The organism is Variovorax glacialis (genome assembly GCF_051216375.1).
Classification (GTDB): domain Bacteria; phylum Pseudomonadota; class Gammaproteobacteria; order Burkholderiales; family Burkholderiaceae_C; genus Variovorax.
Genome location: NZ_JBPJZT010000011.1, coordinates 115,861 through 133,719, shown reverse-complemented (window position 1 = coordinate 133,719; position 17,859 = coordinate 115,861). Strand labels below are relative to the sequence as shown.

General features: G+C 66.8%; 16 protein-coding genes. 10 read left to right on the top strand and 6 right to left on the bottom strand.

The window, feature by feature from the left end:
- Nucleotides 1–222: 222 nt before the first annotated feature.
- The 3 genes from tfpB to ACSFBL_RS25605 all read right to left on the bottom strand — a co-directional run bounded on the left by tfpB (nt 223) and on the right by ACSFBL_RS25605 (nt 3,395).
- A complete protein-coding gene (gene tfpB / locus ACSFBL_RS25615; protein ID WP_435518632.1) occupies nt 223–2,007 on the bottom strand; it encodes a type IV pilus assembly ATPase TfpB in 1,785 nt (594 codons plus the stop codon).
- A gap of 114 nt (nt 2,008–2,121) precedes the next feature.
- Nucleotides 2,122–2,865, bottom strand: coding sequence for a class I SAM-dependent methyltransferase (locus tag ACSFBL_RS25610; RefSeq protein WP_435518631.1), 744 nt, complete (start codon nt 2,863–2,865; stop codon nt 2,122–2,124).
- Nucleotides 2,862–3,395 carry a DNA-deoxyinosine glycosylase gene (locus ACSFBL_RS25605; RefSeq protein WP_435518630.1) on the bottom strand — a complete coding sequence of 178 codons (534 nt, stop codon included), beginning with the start codon at nt 3,393–3,395 and terminating at the stop codon, nt 2,862–2,864. The genes ACSFBL_RS25610 and ACSFBL_RS25605 overlap by 4 nt, the downstream gene beginning before the upstream one ends.
- 47 nt (nt 3,396–3,442) lie before the next feature.
- Between ACSFBL_RS25605 and ACSFBL_RS25600 the strand changes: the two genes are divergently transcribed.
- Nucleotides 3,443–4,270 carry a mechanosensitive ion channel family protein gene (locus ACSFBL_RS25600; RefSeq protein ID WP_435518629.1) on the top strand — a complete coding sequence of 276 codons (828 nt, stop codon included), beginning with the start codon at nt 3,443–3,445 and terminating at the stop codon, nt 4,268–4,270.
- Nucleotides 4,271–4,319: 49 nt separating this feature from the next.
- Here ACSFBL_RS25600 and ACSFBL_RS25595 read toward each other — a convergent pair whose 3' ends face one another.
- Together ACSFBL_RS25595 and ACSFBL_RS25590 are read right to left on the bottom strand one after the other, a co-directional pair.
- On the bottom strand, nt 4,320–4,700 hold the full coding sequence (locus ACSFBL_RS25595; protein ID WP_435518628.1) for a hypothetical protein: 381 nt from the start codon (nt 4,698–4,700) through the stop codon (nt 4,320–4,322).
- 124 nt (nt 4,701–4,824) lie between these two features.
- The gene (locus ACSFBL_RS25590) at nt 4,825–5,685 is read right to left on the bottom strand and encodes a TatD family hydrolase (protein ID WP_435518627.1); all 861 of its coding nucleotides are present in this window, start codon (nt 5,683–5,685) and stop codon (nt 4,825–4,827) included.
- 86 nt (nt 5,686–5,771) lie between these two features.
- Between ACSFBL_RS25590 and ACSFBL_RS25585 the strand changes: the two genes are divergently transcribed.
- From ACSFBL_RS25585 to ACSFBL_RS25550, 8 genes are all read left to right on the top strand, one after another.
- Nucleotides 5,772–6,764, top strand: coding sequence for a S1C family serine protease (locus ACSFBL_RS25585; RefSeq protein ID WP_435518626.1), 993 nt, complete (start codon nt 5,772–5,774; stop codon nt 6,762–6,764).
- 29 nt (nt 6,765–6,793) lie between these two features.
- Complete coding sequence (locus ACSFBL_RS25580) at nt 6,794–7,810, top strand: AAA family ATPase (protein WP_435518625.1); 1,017 nt, start codon at nt 6,794–6,796, stop codon at nt 7,808–7,810.
- Nucleotides 7,791–8,780: a DUF58 domain-containing protein gene (locus ACSFBL_RS25575; RefSeq protein ID WP_435518624.1), complete on the top strand. Its 990-nt coding sequence runs from the start codon at nt 7,791–7,793 to the stop codon at nt 8,778–8,780. The genes ACSFBL_RS25580 and ACSFBL_RS25575 overlap by 20 nt, the downstream gene beginning before the upstream one ends.
- Nucleotides 8,777–9,817 carry a VWA domain-containing protein gene (locus tag ACSFBL_RS25570; RefSeq protein WP_435518623.1) on the top strand — a complete coding sequence of 347 codons (1,041 nt, stop codon included), beginning with the start codon at nt 8,777–8,779 and terminating at the stop codon, nt 9,815–9,817. Before ACSFBL_RS25575 ends, ACSFBL_RS25570 begins: the two co-directional genes overlap by 4 nt.
- Nucleotides 9,818–9,982: 165 nt before the next feature.
- Nucleotides 9,983–11,692 carry an aspartate-alanine antiporter gene (gene aspT / locus ACSFBL_RS25565; protein WP_435518622.1) on the top strand — a complete coding sequence of 570 codons (1,710 nt, stop codon included), beginning with the start codon at nt 9,983–9,985 and terminating at the stop codon, nt 11,690–11,692.
- 36 nt (nt 11,693–11,728) lie between these two features.
- Nucleotides 11,729–13,417 carry an aspartate-alanine antiporter gene (aspT, locus tag ACSFBL_RS25560; protein WP_435518621.1) on the top strand — a complete coding sequence of 563 codons (1,689 nt, stop codon included), beginning with the start codon at nt 11,729–11,731 and terminating at the stop codon, nt 13,415–13,417.
- A gap of 46 nt (nt 13,418–13,463) precedes the next feature.
- Nucleotides 13,464–15,092 (top strand): bifunctional aspartate transaminase/aspartate 4-decarboxylase, encoded by a 1,629-nt coding sequence (locus ACSFBL_RS25555; protein ID WP_435518620.1) that lies wholly within the window; start codon nt 13,464–13,466, stop codon nt 15,090–15,092.
- A 21-nt stretch (nt 15,093–15,113) separates the two neighbouring features.
- The gene (locus ACSFBL_RS25550) at nt 15,114–15,872 is read left to right on the top strand and encodes an SDR family NAD(P)-dependent oxidoreductase (protein WP_435518619.1); all 759 of its coding nucleotides are present in this window, start codon (nt 15,114–15,116) and stop codon (nt 15,870–15,872) included.
- An 8-nt stretch (nt 15,873–15,880) separates the two neighbouring features.
- Here ACSFBL_RS25550 and pdxR read toward each other — a convergent pair whose 3' ends face one another.
- Nucleotides 15,881–17,314: a MocR-like pyridoxine biosynthesis transcription factor PdxR gene (pdxR, locus tag ACSFBL_RS25545; RefSeq protein WP_435518618.1), complete on the bottom strand. Its 1,434-nt coding sequence runs from the start codon at nt 17,312–17,314 to the stop codon at nt 15,881–15,883.
- Nucleotides 17,315–17,410: 96 nt separating this feature from the next.
- On the opposite strand from pdxR, the gene ACSFBL_RS25540 reads away from it, so the two are divergent.
- Complete coding sequence (locus ACSFBL_RS25540; RefSeq protein WP_435518617.1) at nt 17,411–17,851, top strand: carboxymuconolactone decarboxylase family protein; 441 nt, start codon at nt 17,411–17,413, stop codon at nt 17,849–17,851.
- Nucleotides 17,852–17,859: the final 8 nt, after the last annotated feature.

Here is a 17,859-nt window from a genome sequence, read left to right as displayed (position 1 = left end):
CTCCTCGGGTGTTGCTCGCCCCCAGGCTTACTCACTTCGTGTAGACGCCTACCCCCCTACCGGGGGCAACACCGGCGGCCCGGCAAAGCCGGTTCCTCGAGTGTTGCTCGCCCCCAGGCTTACTCACTTCGTGTAGACGCCTACCCCCCTACCGGGGGCAACACCGGCGGCCCGGCAAAGCCGGTTCCGCGGTGTTTCACGAACGGGCCTGGCGATGCCGGCCTATTCCAGGGGAGGGGTTGCGCTGAGGACTTCCTCGATGGTTGTGACGCCTTCCGCGACACGCAGGGCACCGGCCAAGCGCAGCGGGCGCATGCCGTCGGCGACGGCCTGGCGTCGCAGGGAGGTCATGTTGGGCTCCTTGGTGATCTCGCTCTTGAATGCCTCGGTGATGCTGAGCAGTTCGTAGAGGCCCATGCGGCCCATGTAGCCGGTCATGCGGCAGTCGACGCAGCCGACGGGCTTGTAGGCGCGCACCGAGCCGTTGATCTGCCAGGGCGAGACGAACTCGGCGAGTTTTTCGCGGGTCACCGATTCGTCAGGCTCCTTGCAATTCGGGCACAGCGTGCGCACCAGGCGCTGGGCGAGCACGCCGAGCATCACCGCGTTGATCAGGTAGGAGGGCACGCCCAGTTCCATCATCCGCGTGATCGCGCTCGGCGCATCGTTGGTGTGCAGCGTGCTGAAGACGAGGTGGCCCGTCAGCGCGGACTGCACGGCCATCTCGGCCGTTGCGAGGTCGCGGATTTCGCCGACCATGATGATGTCCGGGTCCTGGCGCATCAGAGCGCGCAGGCCTTCGGTGAATCCGAAGTCGAGCTGGTGCTGCACCTGCGTCTGGTTGAAGGAGGGCTCGATCATTTCGATCGGGTCCTCGATCGTGCTCACGTTGACCTCTTCGGTCGCGACGCGCTTCAGCGTCGAATACAAGGTGGTGGTCTTGCCCGAGCCCGTCGGGCCGGTGACCAGGATGATGCCGTGCGGCCGCGTCACGAGTTGCTCCCACCGCCGCGCGTCGTGCTGCGCGAAGCCGAGCGCATCGAGGTCCTTGACCGCCGTGTCGGGGTCGAAGATCCGCATCACCATCTTCTCGCCGAAGGCCGTCGGCAGTGTCGAGAGCCGCATTTCAACTTCGTCGCCGCGGATGTTGCGGGTCTTGATGCGGCCGTCGAGCGGCCTGCGCTTCTCGACCACGTCCATGCGACCGAGCAGCTTGATGCGCGCGACCATCGCGTTCATCACGCCCATCGGCATCTGGTAGGCAGGATGCAGCACGCCGTCGATGCGGAAGCGGATCACGCCCTGGTCGCGGCGCGGCTCCAGGTGGATGTCGCTCGCGCGCTGGTCGAAGGCGTACTGCCAGAGCCAGTCGACCACCTGCACGACGCTCTGGTCGTTGGCGTCGAGCTGCTTGTTGCTCTTGCCGAGCTCGACGAGCTGTTCGAAGCTCGCGCCGCCGGTGTTGCCGCCGGCCTTCTGCGCCGCCCGCACCGACTTCGCCAGCGCGAAGAACTCGGCTGTGTAGCGCTGGATGTCGGTCGGGTTCGCGACCACGCGCCGCACCGACCGGCGCGCCTGGCGTTCGACCTCGGCGATCCAGTCGGTGAGAAAGGGCTCGGCCGTGGCAACCACCACCTCGCTCGGCGTCACCTGCACCGGCAGCACCTTGTGCCGCTCGGCGTAGGCCGCGCTCATGGTGTCCGCCACCTTGCCCACGTCGACCTTGAGCGGGTCGATGCGCAGGTAGGTGAGTCCTGCACGGCCGGCGAGCCACTGCGTGAGCATTTCCAGGTCGAGCGGCTTCCCGTCGCTCTCGCGCGTCATCGCCACGTTGGCCAGGCGCACCAGCGGCGCCTGGCGGCTTTCCGCCTGCGCGCAGCGCGCCAGCGTGCGCTTGGCTTCCACAGGCGAGATGACGCCGTCCTTCGCCAGCCATTCGATCAGGTGACGCAGATCGAGCGGACCTTCGTGGCTGGAAGAGGCAGGTAGCGACACAGCAGCATTCATATCAGCACAACGTTCGTTCAAGAAACACCGCGGAACCGGCTCCGCCGGGCCGCCGGTGTTGCCCCCTGCAAGGGGGTGGGCGGCCACGCGAAGCGGGCAAGCCTGGGGGTGTGCTCATCCTTGCGGTTTGAACACGCGCAGCCACTTGGGCGCGGGCAGGCCCCATCGAGTCTGGATGGTTTGGGCGCGGTCGGCAAGCGCGGGGCGCTTGGGCCGGGTGGCGTTGCGCTGGGCGACCACGACGGTGTTGCCCTCGCGCGTCGGCTTGAAAGCCCAGACCGCGTCCTGGCCGAATGCGGCGGAGATCTTCTCCAGGCTGCGCTCGTAGCTGGACGACCGGCCGAACAGGTTGACGGTCATGCAGCCGTCGTCGGTCAGCAAGGCGCGGCAGTCGGCATAGAAATCCTCGCTGTCGAGCACGGGCGCGGCGGCTTCGTGGTCGTAGAGGTCGACCTGGAGCGCATCGACCGTGCCTGCCCACTGCGGCTTGCGGATCTCGACGGCCGCGTCGGCGACGACCACCTGCAGCTTGCCGTCGTCGGCCGGCAGCTTGAACCATCCCCGGCATGCCGCGACGACCTGCGGGTTGAGTTCGATGGCGGTGGTGCGCATGCGCAGCGTCTTGCGGCAGAACTTGGTGAGGCTCGCCGCACCCAGCCCCAGTTGCATCGCATGGCGCTTCTGCACGCTGGCCGCATCGACGAAGAGCAGCCACGCCATCATGCGCTGCACGTATTCGAGCTCGATCTCGAAGGGCGCGTCGAGCTTCATCGACCCCTGGACCCACTCGGTGCCCAGATGCAGGTAGCGCACGTCTCCCCAATCGGAGAAGTTGACCTCGGGAAGGGAGACCTTCATGGAATGACCAGATACCTTTCAAACACCTCGCGCCACGCCTGCACCTTGCGCTCGAAGCTCCACGACGCGTTGGCCGGGCTAGACGAGGGCAGCCGATGGACCGGCACACCCAGCGCGCGCGTGTGCCGCGCATGCTTGAAGCTCTCGCCGCCGTTGTGGGCGATCGCCGCGAGTTTCGGCAGCCGCAGGCTCGCGATGTCGTTGACGACCGCGTCGCGAATCGCCGAATCGAGACTGCCCTCGCGCTCGCAACTGGCGTACACGTCCCACACGCCCAGGCCGCGCTCCAGCAACCATCCGCTACGTTTTTGATAGCTGTCTTCGCCCACTGGAAGCGGGTTTCCGGGCCACAGGGCCTGCAAAATTTTCCAGAAGTGATTCTGCGGGTGCGCATAATACCGCTGCTGCGCGATCGACCGGGCTCCTGGAAAGCTGCCGAGTATCAACAAGGCGGTGTTGCCAGAAACGATAGGCGCAAGCCCCGTGAGCACAGCCTTCACGTCGCCTGGGCGCAAGGTTGGCTCATCCATAACGCTTGCCGGATTGCAGAAGCGCCGGCACCTGTGAGGAGAAGAGCATGAATACGGAAGCGATCTGGATTTTCCTGACGACGCAGGGGGTGGATTTTGGCCTGAAAGTGATCGGCGCCCTGATCGCCTGGGCCGTCGGCCGATGGCTCATCGGCCTCGCGCAGCGGCTGGTCGGCAAGGCGCTCGAGCGGGGCAAGCGCATCGACCCGACGCTGAGTCACTATCTGGTCTCGATCCTCGGCGTGGTGCTCAACATCGTCCTGATCCTCGCGATCCTGGACATGTTCGGCGTCCGGACGACCTCCTTTGCCGTGCTGCTGGCAGGCGCCGGCCTGGCGATCGGCACGGCTTGGGGCGGGCTGCTCACGCACTTTGCGGCCGGGGTGTTTCTCCAGGTGCTTCGACCCTACAAGGTCGGCGACTACGTCACCGTCGGCGGCGGCGTCAACGGAACGGTCAAGGAACTGGGCCTGTTCGGCACGACGCTGGTCACGCCCGACAACGTCATCGCCACGATAGGCAACAACAAGGTGCTGTCGGAGACGATCCAGAACTTCAGCCACCTGCCCTGGCGCCGTGTGGACACCACCGCGAAGGTCGCCAACGGCGTGGACGTGAACCAGGCCATCGAACTGTTGAGGGCCGAGGTGAGCAACATCCCGAACGTCTCGAAGGAACAGCCGCCGGACATCGAGATCCTCCAATTCACGCCCGAGGGTCCGCTGCTCGCGGTGCGGCCGTACACGCACACCGACCACTACTGGCAGGTGTACTTCGACACGCATCGTGCGGTCGTTAAGACTTTTGGCGCGGCAGGCTATCCGACGCCCGAGACACCGCTCGTGCGTCGCGCCATTGGGCCGGCGACCGCCTGAAGAAAAAAACCCGCCGGCGGCGGGTTTCTTCATTCGCAAGCCGTGAAGCTCAGGGCTTCGCGCCCTGCTTGACGGCCTCGTTCTGGGCCGTGCCCGGAATCTTCTCGCCGATCTTGTTGCCGACCTTGCGCGTGCCCGAGGCAGCGTCGTCAGCCACGTTGTCGATCGCCTTGCCCGTCGCCTTGGCGCCGTGCTCGGTCGCCTTCGCGGCCTTCTTGGTGCCGCTCTTGGTGGCATCCCAGGCCTTCTCGGTGCCGCTCTTGGTCGCGTCCCAGGCTTTTTCGGTGCCGTTCTTGGTTGCGTCCCAGGCCTTCTCGCCGGCGTTCTCGGTCTTCTGGGTGGTGCTCTGCGCAAATGCCGACCCGCCGATGCAGGCGAGGGCCACGGCCATGGAGGCCGAAAGAGTGCGAACGTTGATGGATGGGGTCATGGAAAAGCTCCTTGTATGAGTTGGAGTGACTGGCTCGCCACATGGATGCAACGAGTGCACAGGATTCAAGGATGACACCGAAAACTGAGCCGGCACTTGCTCGAACGCAAGTCGGGCGGTCTTCCTACGTGGCACCCGGGCGGTCGACCGACACGCCGATCAGCGAAGACAGACGAGGCAGGGCCGCAATGGCATTGCGAGTGGTCGCTTCGGCCAGCGCGGCCGGCTCGATCCCCCGCAGCCCCGCCACCACCTCGGCAATTCGCGGCAGCTCGCCGGGCTCGTTGCGCCCCTGCGGCTCGCCCGCGTCCCGTTGCGCCTGCGTGCGATAGAGCCAGTGCGGCTGGATGTCGGGCGCATCGGTTTCCATCACGATCGCATCCAGGGGCAGGGTCGCCGCGAGCCGCCGCAGTTGCAGCGCGCGGTCGAAGGTCACCGCGCCACCGAAGCCCAACTTGAGCCCGAGGTCGATACAGGCCTGCGCCTGCTGCTCGCTGCCGTTGAAGGCATGCGCGATGCCGTGCCACTTCTGCCCGGGGGCCACCTGCCGCAAATGCTTGAGAACCTTGTCCACCGAGCGCCGGACATGGATGATCACCGGCAGTTCGTGCTTTCGCGCGAGTTGCAACTGAGTGTGAAAAAAGCGCTCCTGCTTCTCGGGGTCCAGCCCATTGACGAAATAGTCGAGGCCGATCTCCCCGACGGCGACAAGCCGGGCGTCGTCCCGCTGCAGGGTGAGTTCGGCATCCAGCAGCGCGAGGTGCTCGTCCAGGGCCTTGTTCGTGCACAAGGGATGGATGCCGAGCGCATAAGCATCGCCCTGAAGTCGGGCCAGCTCCCGGACCGTGCTGAAGTTGAACGCCGCCACCGCGGGAATCACGCAAAGCGCCACGCCCCGACTCGATGCGCGGGCCCGTATCCGGGGCATTTCCGTTCCGAATTCGGGCGCGTCGAGGTGGCAGTGGGTGTCGACGTAGGAGACCATCGGGCGATGATGCCCGAATGGATGCACGGCCGCGGAAAGCGTGCTACCGTGCCTCCTCAAGCGTTCTCTTTTGCCGGAGGTGCCCGATGCGCAGGCCTGCTTTCTACAGCCGCTCGCCCCGAGGGCCGCAGGGTGCGGCCGAACCCGGTGCGCCCGACGCTTCCGGCGCGCCGGACGGGCCCGCCGCCCCCCCGGCAGTGGCCGCACAGCGCTGGCAACCCGGTCGGCGAAGCTTCGGCGCCTTGCTGGCCCTGGTCGTCGCCATGGGCGCCACCGGCATCGCGATGTGGCCGCATCAGGGCAACCGCACGCTCACCCAGAAAGACATCGACTCGGCCGTCCTGCGCACCTTGCAGACGGCCACCCTGCCCTCGCCCGCGGCAAAGGCCGCCGAGATCATCCGCCCGTCCGTGGTGCGCGTCGTCGGCTACGGCACCGAGAAGACCACGCCCGAAGCCAAGACCGAGAAGCGCGGGCGCAACCTCGCCAAGGGCAAACCGCCCGAAGCACCGCCGGAACAGACCGGTCCCGGGCAGTTGGTGGAGCGCGGCGTCGGCACCGGCGTGGTGATCGTCGACAAGGGCGTCATCCTGACCAACCTGCATGTCGTCGCCGGCGCGGAAAGCATCAAGGTCACTTTCGCCGACGGCCTCGAGGCGCCCGCCACGGTAACCGGCGTCCAGCCCGAGAACGACCTCGCGGTGCTGCAGGCCCAGAAGCTGCCTGACGACCTCATCCCCGCGACCATGCGTTCGACGGCCGACCTGATGCCGGGCGACCAGGTGGTGGCGGTCGGCTTTCCGTTCGGCATCGGCCCCTCGGTGTCCGCTGGCGTGGTGTCCGGCCTCAAGCGCTCGTTCCGCTCGCCGGAAGGCAAGCAGGAGCTGGGCAACCTGATCCAGTTCGACGCCGCCGCCAACCCCGGCAATTCGGGCGGTCCCCTCATCAACATGAATGGCGAAGTGCTCGGCATCGTGACCGCCATCCTCAACCCGACCCAGCAACGCACCTTCATCGGCATCGGATTCGCCGTGCCGATCGAGAACGCCGCCAGCGCAGCCGGCTCACCGCCGTTCTGATTCCGACGATCCCAACGAAAGCACTTCGCATGAGCACAGAGACCGAATCGCCCGGCGCCGCCACTGCCACTGCCGAACTGATGGAGCAGATCCTCTACCAGGTGAAGCGGGTCGTCGTCGGCCAGGACCGCTTTCTCGAAAGAGTGATGGTCGCCATGCTGGCGGGCGGCCACCTGCTGGTCGAGGGCGTGCCCGGTCTGGCCAAGACGCTGACGGTGAGGACGCTGGCCGACACGGTGCGCGGGCAATTCAAGCGCATCCAGTTCACGCCCGACCTGGTGCCGGCGGACCTGGTCGGCACGCGCATCTACAACCAGAAGACCGGCGACTTCAGCACCTCGCTGGGCCCCGTCTTCGCCAACCTGCTGCTGGCCGACGAAATCAACCGCGCGCCCGCCAAGGTGCAGAGCGCGCTGCTCGAAGTGATGCAGGAGCGCCAGGTCACGATCGCCGGCGAGACGCACAAGGTGCCCCGCCCGTTCCTCGTGATGGCGACGCAGAACCCCATCGAGACGGAAGGCACCTACCCGCTGCCCGAGGCCCAGGTCGACCGCTTCATGATGAAAGTGCTGGTGGACTACCCGAGCGACGAGGAAGAGTTCGTGATCGTCGAACGCGTGATCGGTCCGCCGGTCGAGGCCGCGGCGGTGGCGACCACCGACCAGCTCGCCGCCCTGCAGGCCGAGGCCCGCCGCGTCTATGTCGATCCGTCGCTGATCCAGTACGCGGTGAAGCTCGTGTCGGCGACACGCACGCCGGAGAAGCACGGCCTGAAGGACATGCGCCGCTTCATCACCTTCGGCGCCAGTCCGCGCGCCAGCATCAACCTGACCGAGGGCGCGCGCGCGCTCGCGCTGCTGCGTGGCCGCAGCTATGCGCTGCCCGAGGACATGACCGCGCTGGTGCCCGACGTGCTGCGCCATCGAGTGACGCTCTCGTACGAAGGACTCTCGGAGGGGCTCACGCCGGACAGCCTGGTCGACAAGATCATGCGCGCCGTGCCTGCCCCGCCCAAGCCGCTCGAACATGAAAAGCTGGTGGCCTAGACGCGCGAAGGCAGCGAACGACGAACAACTCGCCGCGGTCGAAGCCGCGGCGAGCGGCGTGGAGCGCGCCCTGCGTCGCCTCGAGTGGACGGTGGTCCGCCGCCTCGACGGCCTGCTGCAGGGCGACTACCGCACGCTGATGCGCGGCACCGGCCTCGACCTGGCCGACCTGCGCGAATACCAGCACCACGACGACGTTCGCCACATCGACTGGAATGTCACGGCGCGCCTGCAGACGCCGCACGTTCGCGTCTTCACCGAAGACCGCGAGATGGCGGCGTGGTTCGTTCTCGACCTGAGCCGCTCCGTCGATTTCGGTTCCGGCACCCGGGCCAAGCGCGAGATCTCCGCCGGCTTCGTCGGCGTCATCGCGCGCCTGCTGACGCGTCACGGCAACCGCGTGGGCGCGATGGTCTACGGCAATGACGTGGAGGCCGTGATTCCGCCGCGCAGCGGCCGCCGGCACGTGCTGCATCTCCTGCATGCGATGGAGCGACGCGCGGACCAGGCCGCACCCAACCAGAAGGGCATGACCCGGCTGGCCGACCTGCTGAAGTCGGCCGCGATGCTGATGCCGCGCCGCTCGACCGTGTTCGTGGTGTCCGACTTCATGAGCGAACCGGGCTGGGAGCGCCCGCTGGCGCACATCGTGCAGCGACACGACGTAGTGGCGGTTCGCCTCTTCGATCCGCTTGAACTCGAACTCCCCGACCTGGGCCTGGTCCCGCTGCGCGATGCCGAGACTGGCGAGCAGCTCTGGGTCGACACCCACGACGCGGGCTTCAGGAAGCGCTTCGCGCGCATCGCCGCGGAACGCGAAGCCACCTTGCGCGAGACGCTGGCGAAGATCGGCGTCGACGCGCTCGAACTCTCCACAGACGACGACCTGGTGGAGGCCATCGTGCGCTTTGCCGACATGCGCAAGCGCCGCGTGCGCGCCGGGTCGGCGAACCCCAAGGCGGCAGCATGACGTTTCTCTGGCCCCAATTCCTCTGGCTCCTGCTGGCGATTCCGCTGCTGGTGCTGCTGTATGTCTGGCTCATGCGCCGCAAGAAGAAGCTCGCGCTGCGCTACGCCAGCCTCTCGATCGTGCGCGAGGCGATGGGCGCCGGCCAGACCGTGCGGCGCCACATTCCGCCCCTCCTGTTCATGCTCGCGCTGGTCGCGATGCTGATCGCCGCCGCCCGGCCGATGGCCGTGGTCGTGCTGCCATCGAACCAGCAGACCATCATCCTCGCGATGGACGTGTCCGGCAGCATGCGTGCGGCCGACGTGCAGCCCAACCGGCTCGTCGCGGCCCAGGACGCGGCCAAGAGCTTCATCAAGGAACTGCCGCGCACAGTGAAGGTCGGCATCGTCGCCTTCGCGGGAAGCGCGCAGGTGGCGCAACTGCCGACCACCAATCGCGAGGACCTGATCACCGCCATCGACTCCTTCCAGCTGCAGCGCGCGACCGCGACCGGCAACGCGATCGTCGTCTCGCTCGCCACTCTGTTCCCGGATGCCGGCATCGACATCTCCGACTTCGGCCCGCAGAGCCGCGAGCGCGGCGTGTCGATCGACCGCGTCGGCAAGCCGCCACCGAAGGAGTTCACGCCTGTCACGCCCGGCTCGTACACCTCGGCCGCGATCATCATGCTGACCGACGGGCAGCGCACCACCGGTGTCGACCCGCTGGATGCGGCCAAGGTGGCCGCGGACCGCGGCGTGCGCGTCTACACGGTGGGTATCGGCACGGTCGACGGCGAGACCATCGGCTTCGAGGGCTGGTCGATGCGCGTGCGGCTCGACGAGGAAACGCTCAAGGCCATCGCCAACAAGACGCAGGCCGAGTACTTCTACGCGGGCACCGCGACCGACCTCAAGAAGGTCTACAACACGCTGAGTTCGCGCCTCACGGTCGAGAAGAAGGAGACCGAGATTTCGGCCCTCTTCGCGATGGGCGCCGCGGCGCTGGCACTGCTCTCGGCCGGCCTGTCGCTGCTCTGGTTCAACCGCATCCTGTAGCTGTCCGCCGCGTCGTTCTTGCACCTTGGTGCAGCGAAGGCTGCCCCATGGACAGGTAGGCGGCGCCCCCTGGCCTCGCAATAATTTCCTGCGGTGCTCCGGCAATCCGTGCCGAGGCCGAGGAGCCACGGCCGCTGGCATGGCAGGCAAAGGGGGATCAGCCAGGTGACCACCGAAATTGTCGAAATTCTGCGGACGCACCCGGAAATTGCGCTCTTCCTGGTGCTCGCCCTCGGCTATGCCTTCGGCCAGATCCGCTTCGGCCCCATCCAGCTGGGCGGCGTCTGCGGCACCCTGATCGTCGCGCTGCTCGTCGGCCAGTTGGGAATCACCCTGGCCGACAGCGTGAAGAACACCTTCTTCATGCTCTTCATCTTCGCCCTCGGCTATGCCGGCGGTCCGCAATTCTTCGCCAACCTGGACGCAAAGGGCCTTCGCATGGGGCTGCTCTGCGGGGTCGAGGTCGTCACCGTGATCGCGCTGGTGGTCGGCGCCACGAGCGTGTTCGGCTTCGACCAGGGAACGGCCGCAGGCCTGATGGCGGGCGCGGCGACCGAATCCGCGGTGGTGGGCACCGCGACCGACGCGATCTCCAAGCTGGCCTTGCCCGCCGCCGGGATCCAGCAGTTGCAGGCCAACGTGGTGACGGCCTATTCGATCACCTACGTGTTCGGCCTGATCGCGATCGTGGTGTTGACGAGCCAGATCTTTCCCCTCCTGCTGCGCATCAACCTCCGCGATGAGGCCGACAAGCTCTGGCGATCGATGGGAGGCAGCGACGACGACGGCGCTTCCGCATCGGCGACGCCCGAAATGGTCGGCCGTGTTTTCGAGGTCACCAGGGGACAGGGCCGCACGGTGGCCGAACTGATGGGCCCGCTCGACCGGCATGCCGGCATCGAGCGCGTCAGGCGCAACGGGCAGGACCTGGCGATCACGGCGGCGCTTCGCCTCGAAGCGGGCGACCAGGTGCTGGTGATCGGCCAGCGCAGCGCCCTGGTGAAGCTCGGCGATGAACTCGGCCGCGAGTTCGCGGACACCGCCGCGTTCGACGTGGTGGTCGAGACGGCCGAGGTGGTGCTCAGCAAGCCCGAATGGTTCGACTGCGAACTGCGCGATCTGAAAACGCCCCGCGCCGGCAGCACGCTCACGCGGCTTCCGCAGAACGTCCATGTGGTCGGCGTGATCCGCGACGGCAACGCGATGCCGCTGCTGCCGGACCTCCGGCTCAAGAAGCGGGATGTGCTCAAGCTCTTCGGTCCCGTCGCGGACATGACGAAGGTGGTGCCGCGCTTCGGCGTTCGCGTCGTGCGCTCGGCACGCAGCAACATCAGCTACATGGCCGCCGGCATCCTGCTCGGCGTCTTCATCGGCGGCTTCAGCATCAAGCTGGGCGGCATCCCGTTCTCGCTCGGGACCGGCGGCGGTGCGCTGCTGACGGGCCTGGCCTTTGGCTGGTACCAGGCGCGCAATCCGCACCGACTCAGCATCCCCGACGACGCGCTGGCGCTGATGAAGGACATCGGCCTCGCCACCTTCATCGCCTGTGTCGGCCTCGCCTCGGGGCCGCAGGCGCTGACGCTGATCCGCAAGTTCGGCATCGCGCTGCCCTTGCTGGGCGTCGCGATCGCGGTGATCCCGGCCTGCATCTCGCTGGTGGTCGGCCGCCACCTGCTGAAGCTGCCGACGCCGGTGCTGCTGGGCGCCATCGCCGGGCAGCAGTGCAGCACGCCGGCGCTGAGCGCGGTCCAGAACGTGGCGGGCAACACCACCCCGCTGCTGGGCTACACGATCACCTACGCCATCTCGAACGTCGTGCTTCCGCTGATGGGTCCGCTGATCGTGGGCATCGTCGGCGCGATGCAGGCGAAATGAGAGCGCCACGCTGAATCACCGGAAAGGACGCGAACCATGGAATGGTTGCACGATCTCTTCAAGCGATCGCCGGAGATGGCGCTCTTTCTTTCGCTGTCCGTCGGCTATGCCATCGGCAAGATCAAGTTCGGCAAGTTCCAGCTCGGCGGCGTGGCCGGTTCGTTGCTGGTGGCGGTGGTGGTCAGCCAGGTCGGTGTGAAGGTCGACGACGGCGTGAAGGCCGTGCTGTTCGCGCTCTTCATCTATGCGGTCGGCTTCGAGAGCGGGCCACAGTTCTTCAATTCGCTCGGCAAGCGCTCGCTGAAGGAGATCGTGCTGGCCGCCTTCATGGCGGCGACGGGCCTTGCGACGGTGGTCATCATGGCCAAGCTGTGCGGGCTCGACAAAGGCCTTGCGGCCGGCGTGGCGGCGGGCGGCTTGACGCAGTCCGCCATCATCGGCACGGCTGGCGATGCGATCGCCAAGCTCGGCCTCGCCGCGGACGAAACGGCGCGGATGCAGGGCAATGTCGCGATCGGCTACGCGGTGACCTATGTCTTCGGCTCCTTCGGCGCGATCATCGTGTGCGTCAACATCCTGCCGAAGCTCATGGGCCGCTCGATCCGCGACGATGCGATCGCCGCGGAAACCGCGATGCTGGCCGGTGCCGCCGCGCTGGGCCCCGACCAGCAGGCCGCGGCGCCCGCACTGGTCGGCCGCATCTACCAGCTGACCAGCGACCCGCGACGGACGGTCGCCGACATCGAATACGCGAACCCGGCGACCACCATCACCATCGAGCGCGTGAAGCGCGACGGCAAGTTCATCGAAGTCGGCCCGGAGCTGAAGCTGCAACAGGGCGACATCGTCCTCGTGGTCGGCCGGCGCGAGGCGGTGGTGAGCAGCGCACCGCTGATGGGCAAGGAACTCTACGGCGTCGACGGCATGGAACTCACTATGCAGAAGCGCGAGATCGTCCTGACGAACAAGGACTTCGATCGCAAGTCGATCGGGCAGATCCGCGAGGAGACCGCGGGCGGCGCGCGGCACGGTGTCTTCGTGGTCGGGATCAGCCGCATGGGCAAGGACCTGCCCATGAACCCCGACACCGTGGTACAGGTCGGCGACCTCGTCTCGATCTTCGGCGCGGAGCAGGATGTCAAGCGGGTCTCGACGCGCATCGGCGAAACCATCGTGCAGAGTTCGAAGACGGATTTCGTCTATCTCGGTGCCGGGCTGGTGGTGGGCTTGCTGATCGGGCTGCTGAGCGTCAAGCTGGGCGGTATTCCATTGACGCTGGGCAGCGGCGGTGGCGCGCTGCTGTCGGGCCTGCTGTTCGGCTGGTACCGCGCGAAGAAACAGACCTTCGGGGCGCTGCCTCCGGGCGCGGTGCAACTCCTCAAGGACCTCGGGCTCGCGGGCTTCGTGGTGGTGGTCGGGCTGTCTTCCGGGCTGCAGGCGGTCGAGACCATCAAGCAGCTCGGGCTGACGATCTTCGGCGTCGGTGTGGTGGTCACCATCGTGCCGATGATCGTGACGATGCTCTTCGGGCGCTACGTGCTGCACTACGACAACACGGCCGCCTTCGCAGGCGCGTTGTCCGGCTCGCGCAGCGCCAACCCGGCTTTCGGCGAAGTGCTCGACAAGGCCGAGAACTCGATCCCGACCGTGCCCTTTGCCATCACCTATGCACTGGCCAACGTGTTCCTCACGCTGCTCGGGCCGTTGATCGTCGCACTCGTGTGACCGACGTTCCGAGCGCAATCGCCTCATCCAAACCAAGGAGCAAGCCATGGACTTCAGCGACGTCGAAAAACTGGGCAATCTGAGCCCGTTCGAACTCAAGGATGCATTGATCAAGGTGGCATCGCAGGGCGACCGGCTCATGCTCAACGCCGGACGCGGCAACCCGAACTTCCTCGCGACCACGCCGCGCCACGGCTTCTTCCAGTTCGGCCTGTTCGCGACGAGCGAGGCCGAACGCTCCTACGTCTACATGGACGACGTCGGCGGCTTCCCGCAGCGCGAGGGCATCGAGGCGCGCTTCGAGATCTTCGTGAACCGGCACCGCAATGTGCCCGGCGTCCGCTTCATCGAGGCCGCCGTCTCGTACGTTCGCGACCAGCTCGGCCTGTCGGCGGGCGACTTCATCTACGAGATGTGCGAGGCGATCCTCGGCTGCAACTATCCGGTACCCGACCGCATGCTTCGCCTGTCGGAAATCATCGTCGGCCACTACATCCACCGCGAGATGATCGGCACGCACCCGTTCGTGGGCAAGTTCGACATGTACGCGGTCGAGGGCGGCACCGCGGCGATGACCTATCTCTTCAACAGCATGCGCGAGAACCATCTGATCTCGCCCGGCGACACCATTGCGCTCGGGATGCCGATCTTCACGCCCTACATCGAGATCCCGCACCTCAACGACTACCGGCTGGTCGAGATGAACATCGAATGCGGCCCCGAGACCAACTGGCAGTACACGAAGAAGGAACTCCAGAAGCTGCTCGACCCCAAGGTGAAGGCCTTCTTCCTCTGCAACCCGAGCAACCCGCCTTCGGTGAGGATGAGCGCCGAAGTGCTCGACAACATCGTGGAGATCGTCAAGAAGCGGCCCGACCTCATCATCCTGACCGACGACGTGTACGGCACCTTCGCGGACGACTTCACCTCGCTCTTCGCGATGTGCCCGCAGAACACGATCCTGGTGTATTCGTTCTCGAAGTACTTCGGCGCGACCGGCTGGCGGATGGGTGTGGTCGCCACGCACCAGGACAACGTCCTCGACCGCCGGATCGCGGCACTGCCCGAAGCCACGCGCAGGGAGCTCGACGAGCGCTACTGCTCCATCACCACCGACCCGCGCGGCCTCAAGTTCATCGACCGGCTGGTGGCCGACAGCCGCACCGTGGCGCTGAACCACACGGCCGGCCTCTCGACGCCGGTTCAGGCGCAGATGGTGATGTTCTCGCTGTTCTCGCTCATGGACGAGCCGCAGGCGTACAAGGCCGCCATGAAGCGCATCGTGCTCCGGCGCAAGCAGGCGCTCTACAAGGAGCTGGGCATCCCGATGGTGTTCGACCCGAACTCGGTACGCTACTACCTCCTGCTCGACATGAAGGACATCATCACGCAGATGTATGGCGCGGACTTCGCGGACTGGGCGCTCAAGCAGTTCAGGCCCAACGAAGCGCTCTTCCGGCTGGCGCAGGACACCGGCGTCGTGCTGCTGCCGGGCAAGGGCTTCGGCACGCAGAATGCATCGGGGCGCGTGTCCCTGGCGAATCTCAACGAATACGACTATGCCAACATCGGCAAGTCCATTCGCAACCTGATCGACGAGTACTACGCGGTCTTCAAGAACAAGGGCAGCGGGCAGAGTACCGGACCCAAGGGAGCGAAGAAGGGCAGGAAGTAACGAAGCCAAGGATCTCCATCGATGTTCAATCTCACGGGCAAGGTTGCGCTGGTCACGGGCGGCAACGGCGGCATCGGTCTCGGCATGGCGAAGGGCCTGGCCCAGGCCGGAGCGCGCGTCGTCGTCGCGGCGCGCAATCCGCAGAAATCGGCCGCGGCGGTCGCTGCGCTCAAGGCGCTGGGCAGCGACAGCTTCGCCCTGGCCGCCGATGTGACTGACGAGCGCGCAGTGACGGCACTGTTCGACGAGTTGGCCGCGCGTTGCGGCCGGCTCGACATCCTGGTCAACAACGCCGGCACCACGGTGCGCAAGCCCGTCGACCAGCTCACGCTGGCCGAGTGGCACCAGGTGATGGACACCAACCTCACCAGCGCCTTTCTCTGCTGCCGTGCCGCGCATCCGCACCTCAAGGCCGCGGGCGGCGGAAAGATCATCAACATCGGCTCGATGATGTCGATCTTCGGTGCGCCCTACTCGCCAGCCTACGGCGCGAGCAAGGGCGGCATCGTGCAGCTGACCCGGTCGATGGCCACCTCGTGGGCGGCCGATGGCATCCAGGTCAACGCGGTGCTGCCGGGCTGGATCCAGACCGAGCTGACTGACGGAGCGCGCGCCCAGGTGCCCGGCCTCAACGAACGCGTGGTCGCCCGCACTGCCGCGGGACGCTGGGGCCAGCCGGAAGACCTGGCCGGCATCGCGGTGTTCCTCGCCAGCGCGGCCTCGGACTTCGTGACGGGCACGGCCATCCCGGTCGACGGCGGCTACTCGATCGCGGGCTGACCGGGCCTTCAGCCCATCTGCAGGAGGATGTCGCGCAGGCGGTCGAGGGACGGATCGATGTCCTCGGTCTCGATGGCGCCATAGCCCATCATCAGGCCTTGCCGCGCCGGGCTGAAGTGATAGAAGCCATCGAGCGTGTAGAGGCCGACGTCCACGCGCCGCGCGAGCCGCAGGAGCATGTCCATGTCGAGGTCGCGCCTGCACAGTGCCGCCAGGTGGAAGCCCGCGGTGGCCGGCACCAGTTCGAACCAGGGCGACAGGTCGCCCTCGAAGCGGCGCGTGATGCGCTCGCGCCGCTCGGCGTAGACCGCATGGCAGCGCCGGATGTGCTTGAGCAGATCGCCATCGACCATGAACTTCGCAAGCGCCCATTGCGTCGGCGTGGAGGTGTGCCAGTCGCTCAGGTGCTTGGCGACGCCCACCGCCTGCACGATCGCCTGCGGCGCGATCAGGTAGCCGAGGCGCAAATCCGGCGACATCGTCTTCGAGAAGGTGCCGACATAGGCCACGCTGCCCTGCGTGTCCATGCTCTGCAGCGAATCGGTGGGCCGGCCCTCGTAGCGGAACTCGCTGTCGTAGTCGTCTTCGATGATGATCGCGCCCAGCGCGTGGGCGCGCGCCAGCAGCGCCTCGCGGCGGGACGCGCTCATCGGCATGCCCAGCGGAAACTGATGCGCGGGCGTGACGTAGATAAGCCGCGTGCCGTCGGGGATCCGCTCGACCATCATTCCTTCGGCATCGACCGGTATGCCCACCACGTTCGCGCCCTGTGCGCTGAACAACAGCTTCGCAGGCGGGTAGCCCGGCTCCTCGATGGCCGCGGTGCTGCCCGGCTCGACCAGCACGCGGGCCACCAGGTCCAATGCCTGCTGCGCGCCGTTGGTGACGATGATGTCGTCCACGCCGCAGCGCACGCCGCGCGAGAAAGCCACATGGCGGGCGATCGCATCGCGCAGCACCGGAAGGCCTTCCGTCGGTCCGTACAGGCCGCGCGACCGGGCCGCTTCGCGCAGCGCATGCAGCACGCAGCGCCGCCAGTCCGCATGCGGAAAGAGGCTGCGGGCCGGGGCGCCGCCGATGTACTCGTAGCGTGAGTTGCCTTCCGGGGCAGGGTGGCGCAATGGCGTGTCCATGCTGCGCCATCGCTCGGCCGTTGCCGCGCCGGCAAAGCGGGGGGCGGGACTTGGCAAGGCCCTGGGCCGGACATCGCCAGCGACGAAGGTGCCGCTGCCGACACGCCCGACGAGGAGCTTGTCGTAGGTGAGTCGCGCGTAGGCCTCGCCGACGGTCTTGCGCGAGAGCCCCAGTCGCTCCGCCAGCAGGCGCGAGGGCGGCAGCTTCTCGCCCGCCGCCAGCCGGCCGGCGCGGATGGCTTCCCTCAACTGCCGGTAGAGCTGGCCGGTCAGGTCCTTGTCACCTTCGATGACGACGTGCAGCTCCATCGGATTGGACTCCTGCGAATGGCTGGAATTGGCCGCCTTGGAAGGGGCCGCTGGTTTTTAGCATTGACGCACCCTCAACCGATACGGAGCAACACCATGGAACAAAGGATCGATTTTTACAAAGCCTCGCCAGACGCCCTGAAGGCCTTGATTGCGCTGGAAGTCGCCGTCGGGAAGCTCGGGCTGGAGCCGGCCCTGCTCGACCTGATCAAGCTGCGTGCATCGCAGATCAACGGCTGCGCATTCTGCGTGGACCTGCATTCGAGCGACCTGCGCAAGAAGGGCGAGACCGAACGTCGCGTCCACACGGTGTCGGTCTGGCGCGAGACGCCGTTCTTCACGCCGCGCGAACGTGCCGCGCTGGCCTGGACCGAAGCCGTCACCCTCATCGCGGACGGACATGCGCCCGATGAGGACTACGAGGCGCTGCGTGCGCACTTCAGCGAGGCGGAGATGGTCAATCTCACGCTCGCGATCGGCGTGATCAACACCTGGAACCGGCTCTCGATCGGTTTCCGCAAGACGCTTACCGCCTGAAGAGCCTC